We start from the raw sequence: 17601 nt of genomic DNA, 5'->3' as shown, positions 1-17601 counted from the left end.
AACCGTCCCCCGGTTTCGGCTTGCTTTCTTTCTTCGCATTGCACAAAATTCCCGGGAATGGCCGGCAACGGACCGGCCATCGAGGGGAAAACCGCATGTCGATCAAGGCCAGCATCTACCACCTCACGCACTATACCTATGACCGCCCGGTAAGGCTCTCGCCGCAAATCATTAGGCTGAAACCGGCCCCGCATTCGAAGACCAAGGTCATCAGCCATTCGCTGAAAGTCTCGCCTGCCAACCACTTCGTCAATTTGCAGCAGGATCCCTACGGCAACTATCTCGCCCGCTACGTCTTTCCCGATCCGGTGACGGAATTGAAGATCGAGGTGGACCTGGTCGCCGACATGGCCGTCTATAATCCGTTCGATTTTTTCGTTGAGGAAGAAGCGGAGCAATGGCCTTTCGGCTATCCCGAAGACCTCAGTGAGGATTTGAAGATCTACATGACGCCTGACCCAATGGGGCCAAGGCTTTCGGCATTCATGGAGAGCATCGACCGGTCGCGCCAGCGCACCATCGACAAGGTGGTCGCTCTCAACACGCGGCTACAGAAGGAAATCGGCTATGTCATCCGCATGGAGGCGGGTGTCCAGTCGCCGGAAGAGACGCTGGGCCTTGCCAAGGGCTCATGCCGCGATTCCAGTTGGCTCCTGGTGCAGATCCTCCGCAATCTCGGCTTTGCCGCCCGCTTCGTCTCCGGCTATCTCATTCAGCTGACGCCGGACCTGAAGGCGCTCGATGGCCCCTCCGGCACCGAATACGACTTCACCGACCTTCATGCCTGGGCCGAGGTTTACCTCCCGGGTGCCGGCTGGGTCGGGCTCGACCCGACGTCCGGCCTGCTTACCGGAGAGAGCCACATTCCGCTGGCCGCCACACCGCACTATCGCAACGCCGCGCCTATAACCGGCGAGTTCTTCGGCGACCCGGACACGAGAACCGATTTCGCCTTCGACATGAAGGTTGCCCGCGTCGCCGAACATCCGCGCATCACCAAGCCCTTTTCCGATGAGAGTTGGGAAGCGCTGAATGCGCTTGGCGACGACGTCGACCGCGTACTCGCCGAGAACGACGTCCGCCTGACCATGGGCGGCGAGCCGACCTTCGTCTCGATCGACGACTTCGAATCGGACGAATGGAATACCGCCGCGGTCGGCCCGACGAAGCGCGAGAAGGCGGATACGCTCATTCGCCGCCTGCGCGAGCGCTTCGCGCCCGGCGGCTTCCTGCATTACGGGCAGGGAAAGTGGTATCCGGGCGAAAGCCTGCCGCGCTGGACCTTTTCCCTCTATTGGCGCAGGGACGGCGTGCCGATCTGGCGGCAGGCCAATCTGATCGCCGAGGAAAACGGCCGGCACGAGACCACCGAGCGGGATGCCGAACGCCTGCTCGTCGCGGTTGCCGGCGAACTCGGCGTCGATGCGGACATGGTCGTTCCGGCCTATGAGGACCCGGCCGAGTGGATCGTCAAGGAGGCGAACCTTCCGGACAACGTCGATCCTGCCAATTCGAAACTCAAGGATCCCGAGGAGCGCAGCCGCCTCGCCCGCGTCTTCGAACGCGGTCTGACGACCCCGACGGGCTACGTCCTGCCGGTGCAGGCCTGGAACGCGCGTGCCAGCGGCCCGCGATGGATGAGCGAGAAATGGACGACGCGGCGCGGCCGGATTTTCCTCGTGCCCGGCGACAGCCCGGTCGGCTATCGCCTGCCGCTCGGTTCGCTGCCCTACATCGCGCCCTCCGCCTACCCCTATATCAATCCGGTGGATCCGACCGTTCCACGCGAAGACCTGCCCGATTTCAGCGAAAACCGGGGCCGGGCACAGCATTCGCGCTTCCAACCGTCTGAGGAGCCGCAGACACCACTACCGCCCCCTCGCGACGAGATCGACGGCGACGTCCGCACCGCGATCAGTGTCGAACCACGCGACGGCGGGCTCTGCGTCTTCATGCCGCCGACGACGAGCATCGAGGAATATCTCGATCTCCTCGCTTCGACCGAGCGGGCGGCCGCCGCGCTCGGCATGCCGGTGCATATCGAGGGTTATCCGCCGCCGCAGGATGAGCGCATCAACGTCATCCGCGTCGCCCCTGATCCCGGGGTGATCGAGGTCAACATTCATCCCGCCGCGAACTGGCGGGAATGCGTCGACATCACTACGGCGATCTATGAGGAGGCGCGCCAGAGCAGGCTCGGCACCGACAAGTTCATGATCGACGGCCGCCACACCGGAACCGGCGGCGGCAACCACGTGGTCGTCGGCGGCCGCAGCCCCAACGACAGCCCGTTCCTGCGCCGGCCGGATCTGCTGAAAAGCATCGTGCTCCACTGGCAGCACCACCCTTCGCTCTCCTATCTCTTTTCCGGCCTCTTCATCGGCCCGACCAGCCAGGCGCCGCGCATCGACGAGGCGCGTCACGATTCGCTCTATGAGTTGGAGATCGCCTTAGCACACGTGCCGCCGCCCGGCGCCGATCAGCCGCCCCCCTTGCCATGGCTGGTGGACCGGCTGTTCCGCAACCTGCTCGTCGACGTCACCGGCAATACACATCGCTCCGAAATCTGCATAGACAAGCTTTTCTCCCCGGACGGCCCGACCGGGCGGCTCGGGCTGATCGAGTTCCGCGGCTTCGAGATGCCGCCGAACGCGCGCATGTCACTCGCCCAGCAATTGCTCGTCCGCGCGCTGATTGCCCGCTTCTGGAAAAGCCCGATCGATGGCGGTTTCGTCCGTTGGGGCACGGTCCTGCACGACCGCTTCATGCTGCCGCACTATGTCTGGCAGGATTTTCTCGATGTACTTGCCGACCTGCGCGCCCATGGCTTCGATTTGAGGCCCGAATGGTTCGAGGCCCAACTCGAATTCCGTTTCCCCTTTTGCGGCGAGGTGGAATACGAAGAGGCGAAGCTCGAACTCCGCCAGGCCCTCGAACCGTGGCACGTCATGGGAGAGCGAGGCGCGATCGGCGGCACCGTTCGCTACGTCGATTCCTCGGTGGAGCGATTGCAGGTGAAGCTCGAAACCGCCAATCCGGACCGCTACACGGTGGCCTGCAACGGCCGGCCCGTGCCGCTGACACGAACCGGGAAAGGTGGCGTGGCCGTCGCAGGCGTGCGTTACAAGGCGTGGCAGCCCAGCTCCGGCCTGCATCCGGTCCTGCCGGTCAACACTCCCCTCACATTCGATATTTATGATACATGGTCGAATCGGGCGATCGGCGGCTGCGTCTATCATGTGGCTCATCCCGGCGGACGCAGCTATGAGACATTTCCGGTCAACGGCAACGAGGCGGAAGCACGCCGTCTGGCGCGCTTCGAACCCTGGGGCCACACTACCGGCGGATACCGGCTCCAACCCGAGAGCCCGCCGGCAGAATTTCCCCTGACGCTCGACTTGAGACGTCCGGCAGGAGTGTAGATGGCGAAGAAACAGACGGCAGAGGCGACAGAGAAGGATCGGCTCGACGGCGACCCGGCGTTCGGCTATCGCGCCCTTCCCGGAATCGCCGATGAGATGCTCGATCCGGACGGCAATGTCCGGCCGGTCTGGCAGCGGCTGCTCTCGGCGCTTGGCCGCATGGACGAGACGGATCTCGCCAACCGCTTTGCCCGCGCCGACCGCTATTTGCGCGATGCCGGTGTCTTTTATCGAGCCTATGGCGGCCGGGAGAGTTCGGAACGAAGCTGGCCGCTCTCCCATATCCCCGTTCTGATCGACGAGGCGGAATGGGCCGTCGTTTCGCAGGGGCTGATCCAGCGTGCCGAACTGCTCGAACGCGTGGTCGCCGATATCTACGGCGAGAACCGGTTGGTCCAGGAGGGCCTGCTCCCCCCCGCCCTCGTCGCCTCCAATCCGGAGTTCCTGCGCCCGCTGGTCGGTGTCAAACCGGCCGATGGACATTTCCTGCACTTCTGCTCCTTCGAGATCGGACGCGGGCCAGATGGCAATTGGTGGGTGCTTTCCGACCGCACCGAGGCTCCCTCCGGCGCCGGCTTCGCGCTGGAAAACCGCGTTGCGACGACGCGCGCCTTTTCCGACCTCTATGCCGAAACCCACGTGCACCGATTGGCGGGCTTCTTCGGCGCCTTCCGCGACACGCTGCAGGCCCGAAAGCAATATCCGGACGATCGGATAGCCGTTCTCTCGCCCGGCATTGCCAATGAGACCTATTTCGAACACGCCTATATCGCCCGCTACCTCGGCTTCATGCTGCTCGAGGGCGAGGACCTGACGGTCGTCGGCGGCCGGGTCATGGTGCGCACGGTTGCCGGCCTCAAGCCTGTCGGCGTGCTCTGGCGCCGTCTCGACGCGGCCTTCGCCGATCCGCTCGAACTCAATCAGTCCTCCCATATCGGCACGCCCGGGATCGTCGAGGCGCTGAGGGCCGGCTCCGTCTCGATCGTCAATGCGCTCGGCACAGGCATCCTGGAAACCCGCGCCTTTCTCGCCTTCATGCCGGCGATCTGCCGTCACCTCCTTGGCGAGGAGCAAAAGCTGCCGTCGATCGCCACCTGGTGGTGCGGGCAGCAGTCCGAACGCGACAATGTCGCCGGCAATGTCGAGCGCATGGTGATCGGCCCCGCCTATTCGACCCGCCCCTTCTTCGACGACAACGGGCAGTCGGTCCTCGGCACGTCGCTCTGCGAGGACGGCACCTCGGTTTCGGAATGGCTTGGAACCGGTGGCGGCAAGCTGGTGGGACAGGAGGTCGTCACGCTGTCGACGACGCCCGCCTGGGTGCGCGGCCGCCTGACGCCGCGGCCGATGAGCTTACGGGTCTTTGCCGCCCGCACGCGCGACGGCTGGCAGATCATGCCGGGCGGTTTCGCGCGCATCGGTTCCGGCGACGACGTGGCAGCGATCGCGATGAAGGCGGGCGGCACGGCCGCCGATGTCTGGATCGTCAGCGACAAGCCTGTCGAACGCACGACGCTGCTGCCAGCCGAGGAAAGCTTCACGCGCAACATGCCAGGCAGCCTGCCAAGCCGCGCGGCTGACAATCTCTTCTGGCTCGGCCGCTATATCGAGCGGGCGGAAGGCGCTCTCAGAATCCTGCGCGCCTGGCACGGACGCTTCGCCGAAGCCGCCGACCCGAACATGCCGCTTCTGAAGGACGTCACCGACTATCTGGCCGCTCTCGACATCAACGCGCGCCAACCTGTGCCCAATAGCCTGCTTGCCAATATCGACAGTGCGCTCTTCAGCGCCGGCAATATCCGCGACCGATTCTCGCCCGACGGGTGGCTGGCTCTCAACGATCTGTCGAAGACGGCGCGCAAGTTCCACGCGACCGTGCAGGCCGGCGACGACGCCACGCATGCGATGACCATTCTGTTGCGCAAGCTTGCTGGCTTTGCCGGTCTCGTCCACGAAAATATGTATCGCTTCACCGGCTGGCGTTTCCTGTCGATCGGCCGCTACATCGAGCGCGGCCTCCACATGACGCGCTTGCTTGGGCACATGTCGGGACCCGAAGCCCCGGACGGTGCCTATGACATGCTGCTCGAGATCGGCGACAGCGTCATGACCCACCGCCGCCGCTATAACGTCAACACGGCAGCGCTGACCGTCACAGACCTGCTTGCCCTCGATCCGCTCAATCCGCGCTCGGTTCTTTATCAGTTGAACGAGATCAAGACCGAGGTGGAGCTCTTGCCGAACGCATTCGTCAACGGTCAGATGTCACCCTTCTACCGCGAGACGATGCGGCTTCATTCCGGCCTTGCGGTGATGACGCCAGAGGCAATGACCGCGACCGTCTACAAGCAGCTCGAACGGGACCTGGAACGGCTGTCCGACCTGCTCGCGCAAACCTATCTCGGCTGAGGGCGCAGCATTGATGCTCTACGACATCAACCTGAAGATCACCTACGGCTACGAGGTCCCCGTCGCCGGCGGACGCCATCTCGTACGCGTGTTGCCGGCCTCGATCCCGGGTCGTCAACGGCTTGTCGTCGGCTCGATAAGCTGCCAGCCGACCCCGGGCGAACGGGTCGAAAGCGTGGATTTCTTCGCCAACCCCACCACGTCCATCCATTTCCGTTCGGTGCACGACAGCCTCGCCATTCGCATGCAGGCACGCGTTCAGGTCGAAGCGCAGGCGCTCACCGCCGATCTTTCCCCGCCTCTCGCCGGCCTGCCGTCGCAGCTTGCCGCCTGCTGGTCGGTCGATGCGGAGTCTCCGCACCATTTCGTCGGTCCGAGCCCCCTCCTGCCGGACGCCCCGGAGATCGCCGCCTATGCACGCGCGATCGCCAGTGAGGGAATGACCGTGCGGCAGATCGGGGCGGCGATTTGCGAACGCGTCCATCGCGACTTCGTCTACGATACCGAGGCCACGACCGTGAACACGAAGGCTGCCGAAGCCTTCAAGCTCAAGCGCGGTGTCTGCCAGGACTTTGCGCATGTGATGATCGTCGCACTTCGCAGTCTCGGCATCCCGGCGGGCTATGTCAGCGGATTCCTCAGAACCTTGCCGCCACCAGGCCAGGAACGGCTGGAAGGCGCCGACGCGATGCATGCCTGGGTCCGCTTCTGGTGTGGCACCGCGGGCGGCTGGATGGAACTCGACCCGACGAACAATATTCCGGCCGGCATGGATCACATCGTCGTAGGCCACGGCCGCGACTATGGCGACGTCGCGCCCGTCATCGGCATACTCAAGAGCTATGGCAGCCATACGACGGAACAGGCCGTGGACGTCATTCCCGTCGGCTGACCCGAATTGACACAACCAGTCCCGTTTCCGGACAACCAACCGCGGGAAAAGCATACGAAAGCACGGATTTCTTCCGAAATTCGTTAAAATTCAAATGATTACCTGAACGAGATTGTAATCCATCGCCGCTAGTGTCCGCCCCCGAGCTTGCAATGTATTTCTTGGGGTGCGGGAAGATGGGAAGACGATCCATGGTGGGCCAGTCCTTCGGTATGATGCTGAAGGACCGCGGCGGTAATTTCGGAATGATGACAGCGCTGGTGGCACCGCTGCTGCTGGCTGCGGGCGGTGTCTCCATCGACATGGCCAACATGCTGATGACCAAGAACCAGCTGCAGGATGCCACCGATGCCGCAGCGCTCGCCGCTGCTTCCGCGCTGGTCTCCAACGAACAGACCAACATCGAAGAGGCGAAGTCAATCGCGCGCAAGTTCCTGAAGGCGCAGATGGCGAGTTCGAGCTCGGCGGACACCCCGGCCGATGGTGACCAGGCGCCAACTGCAAGCGCGCAGTCTGCGGACAGCGCAACGGCCGCTCCCGAGACCCCGGATTGGGACGATGTCAATACCTCGGAAGTGAACATCACCGAGACCCCCAATGGCGTGAAGGGGAAGTCCTTCAAGGTTTCGATCGTCAACAAGCACCTGATCCAGTTCAACGCGATGACGCGCCTCCTGGGCACGGATTCGATCGAACTCGAAACCAGGGCAACCGCGGAAAGCGCAACCGAGAGCAAGAACGCCCTGTCCATGTATCTCGTGCTCGACCGCTCGGGATCGATGGCCTGGAAGACCAATACGATCGACACGTCGAAGTCCAAGTGCCCCAATTACACGGAGGCGAACTGGAGCAGGTATCCGAACCTTTCGGCGAGCAGCCCGTGCTACATCACCAAGATCAACGCGCTGAAGACGGCCGCCAGCGACCTGTTCGCTCAGCTGATGCTCGCCGATCCGGAACAGACCTATGTCCGCACCGGCGCCGTCTCCTACAACGCGTCGCAGGACCCCGCAGGCAGCCTTGCGTGGGGAACGACGGGCGCTGCGGCCTATGTCAATGCGCTGGTCGCGACAGGTGGCACGGCCTCGGGCAATGCCTTCAAAACCGCCTACAACAAGGTGATCTCGTCGACAGAAGACACGGCGCACAACAGCAAGAACGGCCAGGTTCCGACGAAATACATCGTCTTCATGACCGATGGCGAGAACAACTACGCCAACGACGACACGGTCACCAAGTACTGGTGCGACATCGCCAAGGCCAACAAGGTGCAGATCTACAGCGTCGCCTTCATGGCGCCAGACCGCGGCCAGGCCCTCTTGAAATATTGTGCCTCCTCGACCGCGCATTATTTCGAAGCCGAGGAAGCGGCCGACCTCGTTGCCGCCTTCAAGGCGATCGGCGAACGGGCTTCCGTCATGGCCTCGCGGCTTACCGAATAGTCCGACGCAAAACCACGCCTTCCATGCCGTCCGGCCCCGCCGGGCGGCATTTTTCTTTATGCGCAAGTACATGTTGCAAGCGCTTCGGATCGATGCATAAATTGCCCTAACTCTCGGTCGGCGCCGGCCCGCGGTCTCCCACACGCAAAAAGGGCAAACAAAAAGGTATAATAGTTCTTATGATGAATCGGCTCTCCACCACCGAACTTCCGCATCCCGCCCCCAGGTCGTCCGAGCCCGGCCAACTCGCGGTGGAAATTCTCGAACGCCTCAAATACCGCATCGGCAAGGACCCGAAAGTTGCCAAGCCGCATGACTGGTTGACGGCCGCCATTCTCGTTGCGCGCGACCGCATCACCGACAAGTGGATGGACTCGACCCGCAAGACCTATGCGACCGGCGCCAAGCGCGTCTATTATCTGTCGCTCGAGTTCCTCATCGGCCGCCTGATGCGCGACGCGATGACGAATATCGGCCTGATGGACGAGATGCGCGATGCGCTGGCGTCGCTCGGCGTCGATATCGACGTGATCGCTGTGCTCGAGCCCGACGCGGCGCTCGGCAATGGCGGCCTCGGCCGTCTTGCCGCCTGTTTCATGGAATCCATGGCGACCGTCGACGTACCCGCTTACGGCTACGGCATCCGCTACATGCACGGCCTGTTCCGCCAGCAGATGGCCGATGGCTGGCAGGTCGAACTGCCCGAGACGTGGCTGGCCCACGGCAACCCGTGGGAATTCGAACGGCGCGAAAGTTCCTACGAAATCGGTTTCGGCGGCGGCGTGGAAACCGTCAATATCGACGAGGAGGTTCAGCGCTACGTCTGGAAACCGGCCGAACGCGTCATCGCCACCGCCTTCGACACACCGGCCGTTGGCTGGCGTGCGAAGCGCGTCAACACGCTGCGCCTCTGGGCTGCGCAGCCGATCGATCCGATTCTGCTCGAAGCCTTCAACGCCGGCGACCACATCGGCGCGCTGCGTGAAAGCAACAAGGCGGAAAGCCTGACGCGCGTGCTCTATCCGGCCGACGCGACGCCGGCGGGACAGGAACTGCGTCTCAGGCAGGAGTATTTCTTCTCTTCCGCCTCGCTGCAGGACATTCTGCGCCGCCACCTGCAGCAATATCCGGACTTCACGTCCTTGCCGGACGCGGTCGCCATCCAGCTCAACGACACCCACCCGGCCGTTTCCGTTGCGGAACTCGTGCGACTGCTGACCGATGTCCACGGGCTCGATTTCGAGCAGGCCTGGGACATTACCCGCCGCACCTTCGCCTACACCAATCACACGCTGCTGCCGGAAGCGCTGGAAAGCTGGCCGGTACCGCTCTTCGAGCGGCTTCTGCCGCGCCATATGCAGATCGTCTACGCCATCAATGCAAAGATCCTGATCGAGGCTCGCAGGCAGAAGCACGCGACCGACGAGGAGATCCGCAGCATCTCGCTGATCGAGGAGACGGGCGAGCGGCGCGTGCGCATGGGCAATCTCGCCTTTGTCGGGTCGCATTCGATCAACGGCGTCTCGGCGTTGCACACCGAACTGATGAAAGAGACGGTCTTTGCCGATCTGCACCGGCTCTATCCCGACCGCATCAACAACAAGACCAATGGCATCACGCCACGCCGTTGGCTGATGCAATGCAATCCCGGCCTGTTCAGCCTCATTCGCGAGGCGATCGGCGACGAGTTCATGGACAATACCGAGGCGCTGCAGGCGCTGGACGCCTTTGCCGACCAGGCGGACTTCCAGGAGAGTTTCGCCGCCGTCAAGCGCGCCAACAAGGTGAAACTCGCGAAGATCATCCAGTCGAACCTCGGCATCCGGCTCGATCCCTCCGCGATGTTCGACATCCAGATCAAGCGCATCCATGAATACAAGCGGCAACTCTTGAACATCGTCGAGGCGGTCGCTCTCTATGACCAGATACGCTCGCATCCCGAACTCGACTGGGTGCCGCGGGTCAAGCTCTTCGCCGGCAAGGCAGCGCCGAGCTACCACAACGCCAAGCTGATCATCAAACTTGCCAACGACGTCGCCCGCGTCATCAACAACGACCCGGCCGTGCGCGGCCTCCTGAAGATCGTCTTCGTTCCGAACTACAACGTGTCGCTCGCCGAAGTCATGGTGCCGGCCGCCGATCTTTCCGAACAGATCTCGACCGCCGGCATGGAAGCCTCCGGCACCGGCAACATGAAATTTGCGCTGAACGGCGCGCTCACCATCGGCACGCTCGACGGCGCCAATGTTGAAATGCGCGACTGGGTCGGCGAGGAAAACATCAAGATCTTCGGCATGACCGCCGAGGAAGTGACCAAGGCGCGGGCGGAAGGGCACAATCCGCGCGCCATCATCGAAGGCTCGCGCGAGCTGTCGCAGGCGCTCTCCGCGATCGCCTCGGGCGTATTCTCGCCGGACGACCGCAATCGCTTCTCCGGACTGGTCGACGGACTCTACAACCATGACTGGTTCATGGTCGCCGCTGATTTCGAGGCCTATGCGAAGGCACAGCGCGAGATCGATCAGCTCTGGACCACGCCGTCTTCCTGGTACGCCCAGGCGATCCGTAATACCGCGCGCATGGGCTGGTTCTCGTCCGACCGCACGATCCGGCAATATGCCGGGGAAATCTGGAGCGCTGGATGACGGTTTCGCCCGGCAAGGACCCAGCGCCCGCCCCGTCCGGTGTGCTGCCAGCGCCGGAAATCGCGGCAATACTTTCCGGCAACCACGACAATCCTTTCGCCGTTCTCGGCGTTCATGCGGCCGGCAAGAACTATGTTGCCCGCTGCTTCATTCCCGGCGCCGAGGCCGTGACGGCAGAAATGCTCTCCGGCAAGGAAATCGGCACGCTCAACCGGCGCGACGACGCGGGCTTCTTTGAAGGCGTCGTGTCGCTGAGCAAGGAGCAGCCCGTTCGCTATCGCGCCGTCAACAGCGGCGGTGAATGGATCGTCGTCGATCCCTATAGTTTTGGCCCCGTTCTCGGGCCGATGGACGACTATTATATCCGCGAGGGCTCGCATCTGCGGCTCTTCGACAAGATGGGCGCTCATCCGATCTCGCACGACGGCGCGGAGGGCTTCCACTTTGCCGTCTGGGCCCCGAATGCGCGACGCGTGTCGGTGGTCGGCAGTTTCAACGACTGGGATGGACGTCGGCATGTGATGCGCCTGCGCGCCGACACCGGCATCTGGGAGATATTCATTCCCGGCGTTCCGGAGGGCGCGCCGTACAAATATGAAATCCTCGACAGCCAAGGGACGCTCCTGCCGCTGAAGGCGGATCCCTTCGCCCGCCGCTCGGAACTGCGCCCCGAAACGGCTTCGATGACGACCGGCGAGATCGCGCAGGTCTGGGAGGACGAGGCGCATCGCCGGCATTGGGCCGAAGTCGATCCCCGCCGGCAGCCGATCTCGATCTACGAGGTCCATGCCGGTTCGTGGCAGCGCCGCGACAATGGCGAGATGCTCTCCTGGGACGAGTTGGCCGACCGGCTGATCGCCTATTGCGTCGACATGGGCTTCACCCATATCGAGTTCCTGCCGATCTCCGAGTTCCCCTATGACCCGTCATGGGGCTACCAAACCACCGGCCTCTATGCGCCGACGGCGCGCTTTGGCGAGCCGGAGGGCTTCGCCCGCTTCGTCAACGGCTGCCACAAGGTCGGCATCGGCGTCATCCTCGATTGGGTGCCGGCGCATTTTCCGACCGACGAGCATGGCTTGCGGTGGTTCGACGGCACTGCGCTCTACGAGCATGCGGATCCGCGCCAGGGCTTTCATCCCGACTGGAACACGGCGATCTACAATTTCGGCCGCCAGGAGGTTCTCGCCTATCTCGTCAACAATGCGCTCTACTGGGCCGAGAAGTTCCACGTCGACGGTCTGCGCGTCGACGCGGTTGCCTCGATGCTCTATCTCGACTATTCGCGCAACTACGGCGAATGGGTGCCGAATGAATATGGCGGCAACGAGAATCTCGAGGCCGTACGCTTTCTGCAGACGATGAACACCCGCCTTTACGGCATTCACCAGGGCGTGCTGACGATCGCCGAGGAATCGACCTCCTGGCCGAAGGTCTCGCATCCGGTCCACGACGGTGGGCTGGGCTTCGGCTTCAAGTGGAACATGGGCTTCATGCACGACACGCTGCAATACCTTGCACGCGAACCCGTACACCGTAAGTTCCACCACAACGACATGACCTTCGGGCTCATCTACGCCTTCAGCGAGAATTTCGTGCTGCCGCTGTCGCATGACGAGGTCGTGCACGGCAAGGGCTCGCTGGTTGCCAAGATGGCCGGCGACGACTGGCAGAAGTTCGCTAATCTCAGAGCCTATTATGGTTTCATGTGGGGTTATCCCGGCAAGAAGCTCCTCTTCATGGGGCAGGAATTCGCCCAATGGCGGGAGTGGTCCGAGGATCGAGCGCTCGACTGGAACCTGCTCGAATACAATCTGCACGAGGGAATGCGCCGCCTGATACGCGACCTGAATGGCACTTACCGCTCGAAAGCGGCGCTGCATGCGCGCGACTGCGAGGGCGAAGGTTTCGAGTGGCTGATCGCGGACGACCGGGACAATTCGGTTTTCGCCTGGCTCAGAAAGGCTCCGGGGCAAAAGCTCGTCGCGGTCGTCACCAATTTCACCCCGATCTATCGGGAGCATTACGACATACCGCTTCCGGCCGCGGGGCGCTGGAAGGAAATCCTCAATACCGACGCGGAAATCTATGGAGGGAGTGGCAAGGGCAACGGCGGCGCCGTCTATGCCAAAGAGAGATCGAACGGAGAGACAATAGCCACGATCACGCTGCCGCCTCTGGCGACGCTGATGCTGGAGCAGGATTAGCGCCCATCCCGACCGGGATTGCCCGACGGGGCGGGAGAGGAAAATCAAGTGGGCCGCGAGGCGTCGCAGATGCCGCCAAGCAGTCCCCGAACTGATCTTGGGGAGGACAAATGGTGGAAAAACGTACGCAACCTCTGGCCCGCGATGCCATGGCTTATGTTCTCGCCGGCGGCCGCGGCAGTCGGTTGAAGGAGCTGACGGACCGCCGCGCCAAGCCGGCCGTCTATTTCGGCGGCAAGGCGCGCATTATCGATTTCGCGCTCTCCAATGCCCTGAATTCCGGTATCCGCCGCATCGGGGTAGCCACCCAATACAAGGCACATTCGCTGATCCGGCACCTGCAGCGCGGCTGGAACTTCTTCCGCCCCGAGCGCAACGAGAGCTTCGACATCCTGCCCGCGAGCCAGCGCGTCTCCGAAACGCAATGGTATGAAGGCACCGCCGACGCGGTCTACCAGAACATCGACATCATCGAGGATCACGGCGTCGAATACATGGTTATCCTCGCCGGCGACCATGTCTACAAGATGGACTACGAGTTGATGCTGCAGCAGCACGTCGATTCCGGCGCCGACGTGACCGTCGGCTGCCTGGAAGTGCCGCGCATGGAAGCGACCGCCTTCGGCGTCATGCATGTCGACAAGGCGGACCGCATCATCGCCTTCGTCGAGAAGCCAGCCGATCCGCCAGGCATTCCGGACAGCCCGGACCTGGCGCTCGCCTCCATGGGCATCTACGTATTTCACACCAGGTTCCTGATGGATCTCTTGCGCCGCGACGCCGCCGACCCGAAATCGAGCCGCGACTTCGGCAAGGACATCATCCCCTACATCGTCGAACACGGAAAAGCGGTCGCCCACCGCTTCACCCGCTCCTGCGTCCGCTCGGATTTTGAGCGCGAGGCCTATTGGCGCGACGTCGGCACGATCGACGCCTACTGGCAGGCCAATATCGACCTGACCCACGTGACCCCCGAACTCGACATCTATGACAACACCTGGCCGATCTGGACCTTCGCCGAAATCAAGCCGCCGGCGAAATTCGTCCACGACGACGAGAACCGCCGCGGCTCGGCGACCTCCTCGCTCATCTCGGGCGACTGCATCATCTCGGGTGCCGCGCTCAACAGGAGCCTTCTGTTCACGGGCGTTCGGGTCAATTCATACTCCAGACTCGAAAATGCCGTAGTTCTCCCCGACGTGACGATCGGGCGGCATTCGACGCTGAACAATGTGGTCATCGACAGCCGCGTCGTCATCCCTGAGGGCCTGGTCGTCGGCGACGATCCGGAACTTGACGCCAAGCGCTTCCGCCGCACGGAAAGTGGCGTTTGCCTGATCACCCAATCGATGATCGACAAGCTGGGAATGTAGGTCTGCATGAACATCCTGTCCGTTGCGTCCGAGGTCTACCCGCTGGTCAAGACGGGGGGGCTTGCCGATGTCGTCGGTGCGCTCCCCGCGGCGCTTCTCCCGCACGGCATCAAGATGCGCACGCTGGTGCCGGGCTACCCTGCCGTGCTCCACAAGCTGAAAAAGAAGAAGGCCGTCGGCAGGATTGACAATCTCTTCGGCCATCCCGCCACCGTGCTTTCGGCAGAAATCAACGGACTGGACCTGCTCGTCCTCGATCAGCCGGCGCTCTATGCCCGCGACGGGGGACCCTATCTTGATCCGACCGGGCGGGATTATCCCGACAATTTCCGCCGTTTCGCGGCACTCTCGCTGGCGGCAGCGGAAATTGCCGGCGACAACGTCATCCCGGGCTGGAAGCCGGATATCGTCCACGTCCATGACTGGCAGACGGCGCTGACGCCGGTCTACATGCGCTTCGGCTCGGCGCCGAATACGCCGACGGTGATGACGATCCACAACATCGCCTTCCAGGGGCAGTTCGGCGCCTCCGTGTTTCCGGAGCTCGCTCTGCCGCCGGAGGCCTTTTCCATGCAGTTCGTCGAATATTACGGCGATGTCGGCTTCCTGAAGGGCGGCCTGCAGACGGCGACGGCGATCACCACGGTCAGCCCCTCCTACGCCCAGGAGATCCTGACGCCCGAGTTCGGCATGGGAATGGACCGTCTGCTCGCAAGCAGGGTCGACAGCCTGATAGGCATCGTCAACGGCATCGACGCCGACACTTGGAACCCTGAGACGGACCCGCACATTGCAAGCCACTACGGCCCCGGCACGCTCAAGCGGCGCGCGGGCAACCGCAAGGCGCTCGAAGAGCGTTTCGGACTGGATAGCAGCCCTGGCCCGATCTTCTGCGTCATCAGCCGCCTCACTTGGCAAAAGGGGATGGACCTGCTTGCCGAAGTGACGGACGATATCGTGACGCTCGGCGGCAAGCTCGTGATACTGGGATCGGGCGACGCGGCGCTCGAAGGAGCGTTGCTCGCCGCCGCCTCGCGCCATCGCGGGCATATCGGCGTGGTGACCGGCTATGACGAACCATTGTCGCATCTCATGCAGGCGGGCGCTGATGCGATCATCATCCCGTCGCGCTTCGAACCGTGCGGACTTACCCAGCTCTACGGGCTGCGCTACGGCTGCGTGCCGATCGTCGCCCGTACCGGTGGCCTCACCGACACGGTCATCGACGCCAACGAGGCTGCGCTCTCGGCCAAGGTCGCCACCGGATTTCAGTTCAGGCCGGTCACCGCCGAAGGATTGCGCCTTGCGATCAGGCGCGCCTTCCGTGCATACAGCGAACCGAAAGTGTGGGCGCGCATGCAAAATCAGGGCATGAAGTCCGACGTTTCCTGGGCCAAGAGCGCGGAACGCTATGTCTCGCTCTATTCCGGTCTCCTCGCGAAAGGCTAAGAAAGATGATTAAAACCGTCTCCACAAACCCCTATGGCGATCAGAAGCCCGGCACGTCCGGCCTGCGGAAGAAAGTTCCGGTATTCCAGCAGAAGAACTATGCCGAGAACTTCATCCAGTCGATTTTCGATTCGCTCGAAGGCTTCGAGGGTCAGACGCTGGTGATCGGCGGCGACGGCCGCTACTACAACCGCGAAGTCATCCAGAAGGCCATCAAGATGGCGTCCGCGAACGGCTTCGGCCGCGTGCTCGTCGGCCGCGGCGGGATCCTGTCGACCCCGGCCGCCTCCAATATCATCCGCAAATACAAGGCTTTCGGCGGCATCGTGCTGTCGGCGAGCCACAATCCCGGCGGCCCGACCGAGGACTTCGGCATCAAATACAATGTTAGCAACGGTGGCCCGGCGCCGGAAAAGGTGACGGACGCGATCTTCGCCCGCACCAAGACCATCGACAGCTACAAGATCGCCGATGTCGGTGACGTCAATCTGGACGTGGAAGGCTCCCACCAGATCGAGAACATGACGGTAACCGTCATCGACCCGGTTGCGGACTACGCCGAGCTCATGGAAAGCCTGTTCGACTTCGCGGCGATCCGCAAGCTGATCGCCGGCGGCTTCCGGGTGGTCTTCGATGCGATGAGCGCGGTGACCGGCCCCTATGCCAAGGAGATCATCGAAAGGCGGCTGGGAGCACCCAAGGGCTCGGTGATGAATTTCATACCGCTGCCCGACTTCGGCGGCCATCATCCGGACCCGAACCTCGTGCATGCCCGTGCGCTCTACGAAACGATGATGGCGCCGGATGCGCCCGATTTCGGCGCTGCCTCGGACGGCGACGGAGACCGCAACCTCATCATCGGCAAAGGCATCTTCGTCACGCCTTCGGACAGCTTGGCAATGCTTGCCGCCAACGCGCATCTGGCGCCCGGCTATGCCAAGGGATTGGCCGGGATCGCGCGCTCGATGCCGACGAGCGGCGCAGCCGACCGCGTGGCGGAAAAGCTCGGCATCGGTATCTACGAGACGCCGACCGGGTGGAAATTCTTCGGCAACCTGCTCGACGAGGGTCTGGCGACCATCTGCGGCGAGGAAAGTGCCGGCACCGGGTCCAACCATGTGCGCGAGAAGGACGGCCTCTGGGCCGTGCTGCTCTGGCTCAACATTCTTGCCGTGCGCAAGGAAAGCGCACTCGATATCGCCCGCAAGCACTGGGCGACCTACGGCCGCAACTATTATTCCCGCCACGACTATGAAGAGGTCGACACCGACGCAGCGAACGGCCTGATCAGTGCCTTGCGGGACAAGCTCGCCGCCTTGCCGCGCAAGAGCTTCGGCGCACTCACGGTCGAGACGGCCGACGACTTCTCCTATAACGATCCAGTCGACAAATCGGTGAGCAAAAACCAAGGCATCCGCGTCCTGTTCAAGGGCGGGTCGCGCGTCGTCTATCGTCTTTCCGGTACCGGCACGTCGGGCGCGACGCTCAGGGTCTATATCGAACGGTTCGAAGCTGACCCGGCACGCCACGACCTCGACACGCAGGCGGCACTCGCCGATCTCATCGCCGTGGCCGACGAGATCGCCGAGATCAAGACCCGAACCGGCCGCGATCAGCCGAGCGTGATTACCTGAGGGGTTATTACCACCCGGTCGCTCCGGGCGGCGCTCTGCTGCTCTGTTACCCTCCTCTGGCCTGCCGGCCATCTCCCCCACAAGGGGGAGATTGGACGTGGCCCCCCAAGTGCCCCCAATAGGAGGCT

At 63.0% G+C, this 17601-nt stretch carries 9 protein-coding genes; all 9 read left to right on the top strand.

The genetic code is table 11. The features are described from left to right. Positions 1–95 precede the first annotated feature (95 nt). The 9 genes from PZN02_RS08600 (at position 96) to PZN02_RS08560 (ending at position 17473) form a co-directional block, all read left to right on the top strand. Positions 96–3422, top strand: a complete 3327-nt coding sequence (locus tag PZN02_RS08600) for a transglutaminase family protein (protein WP_280661154.1) — start codon at positions 96–98, stop codon at positions 3420–3422. After that, positions 3423–5831 carry a circularly permuted type 2 ATP-grasp protein gene (locus tag PZN02_RS08595; protein WP_280661153.1) on the top strand — a complete coding sequence of 803 codons (2409 nt, stop codon included), beginning with the start codon at positions 3423–3425 and terminating at the stop codon, positions 5829–5831. 13 nt (positions 5832–5844) lie between these two features. Continuing rightward, a complete protein-coding gene (locus tag PZN02_RS08590) occupies positions 5845–6723 on the top strand; it encodes a transglutaminase family protein (protein WP_280661152.1) in 879 nt (292 codons plus the stop codon). Between the two features lie 176 nt (positions 6724–6899). Further along, complete coding sequence (locus tag PZN02_RS08585) at positions 6900–8165, top strand: vWA domain-containing protein (RefSeq protein WP_280661151.1); 1266 nt, start codon at positions 6900–6902, stop codon at positions 8163–8165. A 179-nt stretch (positions 8166–8344) separates the two neighbouring features. Beyond that, positions 8345–10810, top strand: coding sequence for a glycogen/starch/alpha-glucan phosphorylase (locus PZN02_RS08580; protein ID WP_425336278.1), 2466 nt, complete (start codon positions 8345–8347; stop codon positions 10808–10810). Continuing rightward, on the top strand, positions 10807–13017 hold the full coding sequence (gene glgB, locus PZN02_RS08575; RefSeq protein WP_280661150.1) for a 1,4-alpha-glucan branching protein GlgB: 2211 nt from the start codon (positions 10807–10809) through the stop codon (positions 13015–13017). The genes PZN02_RS08580 and glgB overlap by 4 nt, the downstream gene beginning before the upstream one ends. Positions 13018–13127: 110 nt before the next feature. Further along, entirely contained in the window at positions 13128–14390 is a 1263-nt protein-coding gene (glgC, locus tag PZN02_RS08570; protein ID WP_280661149.1) for a glucose-1-phosphate adenylyltransferase, read from the top strand. 6 nt (positions 14391–14396) lie between these two features. Continuing rightward, positions 14397–15839: a glycogen synthase GlgA gene (gene glgA, locus PZN02_RS08565; protein ID WP_280661148.1), complete on the top strand. Its 1443-nt coding sequence runs from the start codon at positions 14397–14399 to the stop codon at positions 15837–15839. 5 nt (positions 15840–15844) lie between these two features. After that, positions 15845–17473, top strand: a complete 1629-nt coding sequence (locus tag PZN02_RS08560; RefSeq protein WP_280661147.1) for an alpha-D-glucose phosphate-specific phosphoglucomutase — start codon at positions 15845–15847, stop codon at positions 17471–17473. Positions 17474–17601: the final 128 nt, after the last annotated feature.

Source organism: Sinorhizobium garamanticum (assembly GCF_029892065.1).
Taxonomy (GTDB): Bacteria; Pseudomonadota; Alphaproteobacteria; order Rhizobiales; family Rhizobiaceae; genus Sinorhizobium; species Sinorhizobium garamanticum.
Note: the sequence above shows the minus strand (reverse complement) of the source record. Positions and strands in the feature narration are given on the sequence as shown.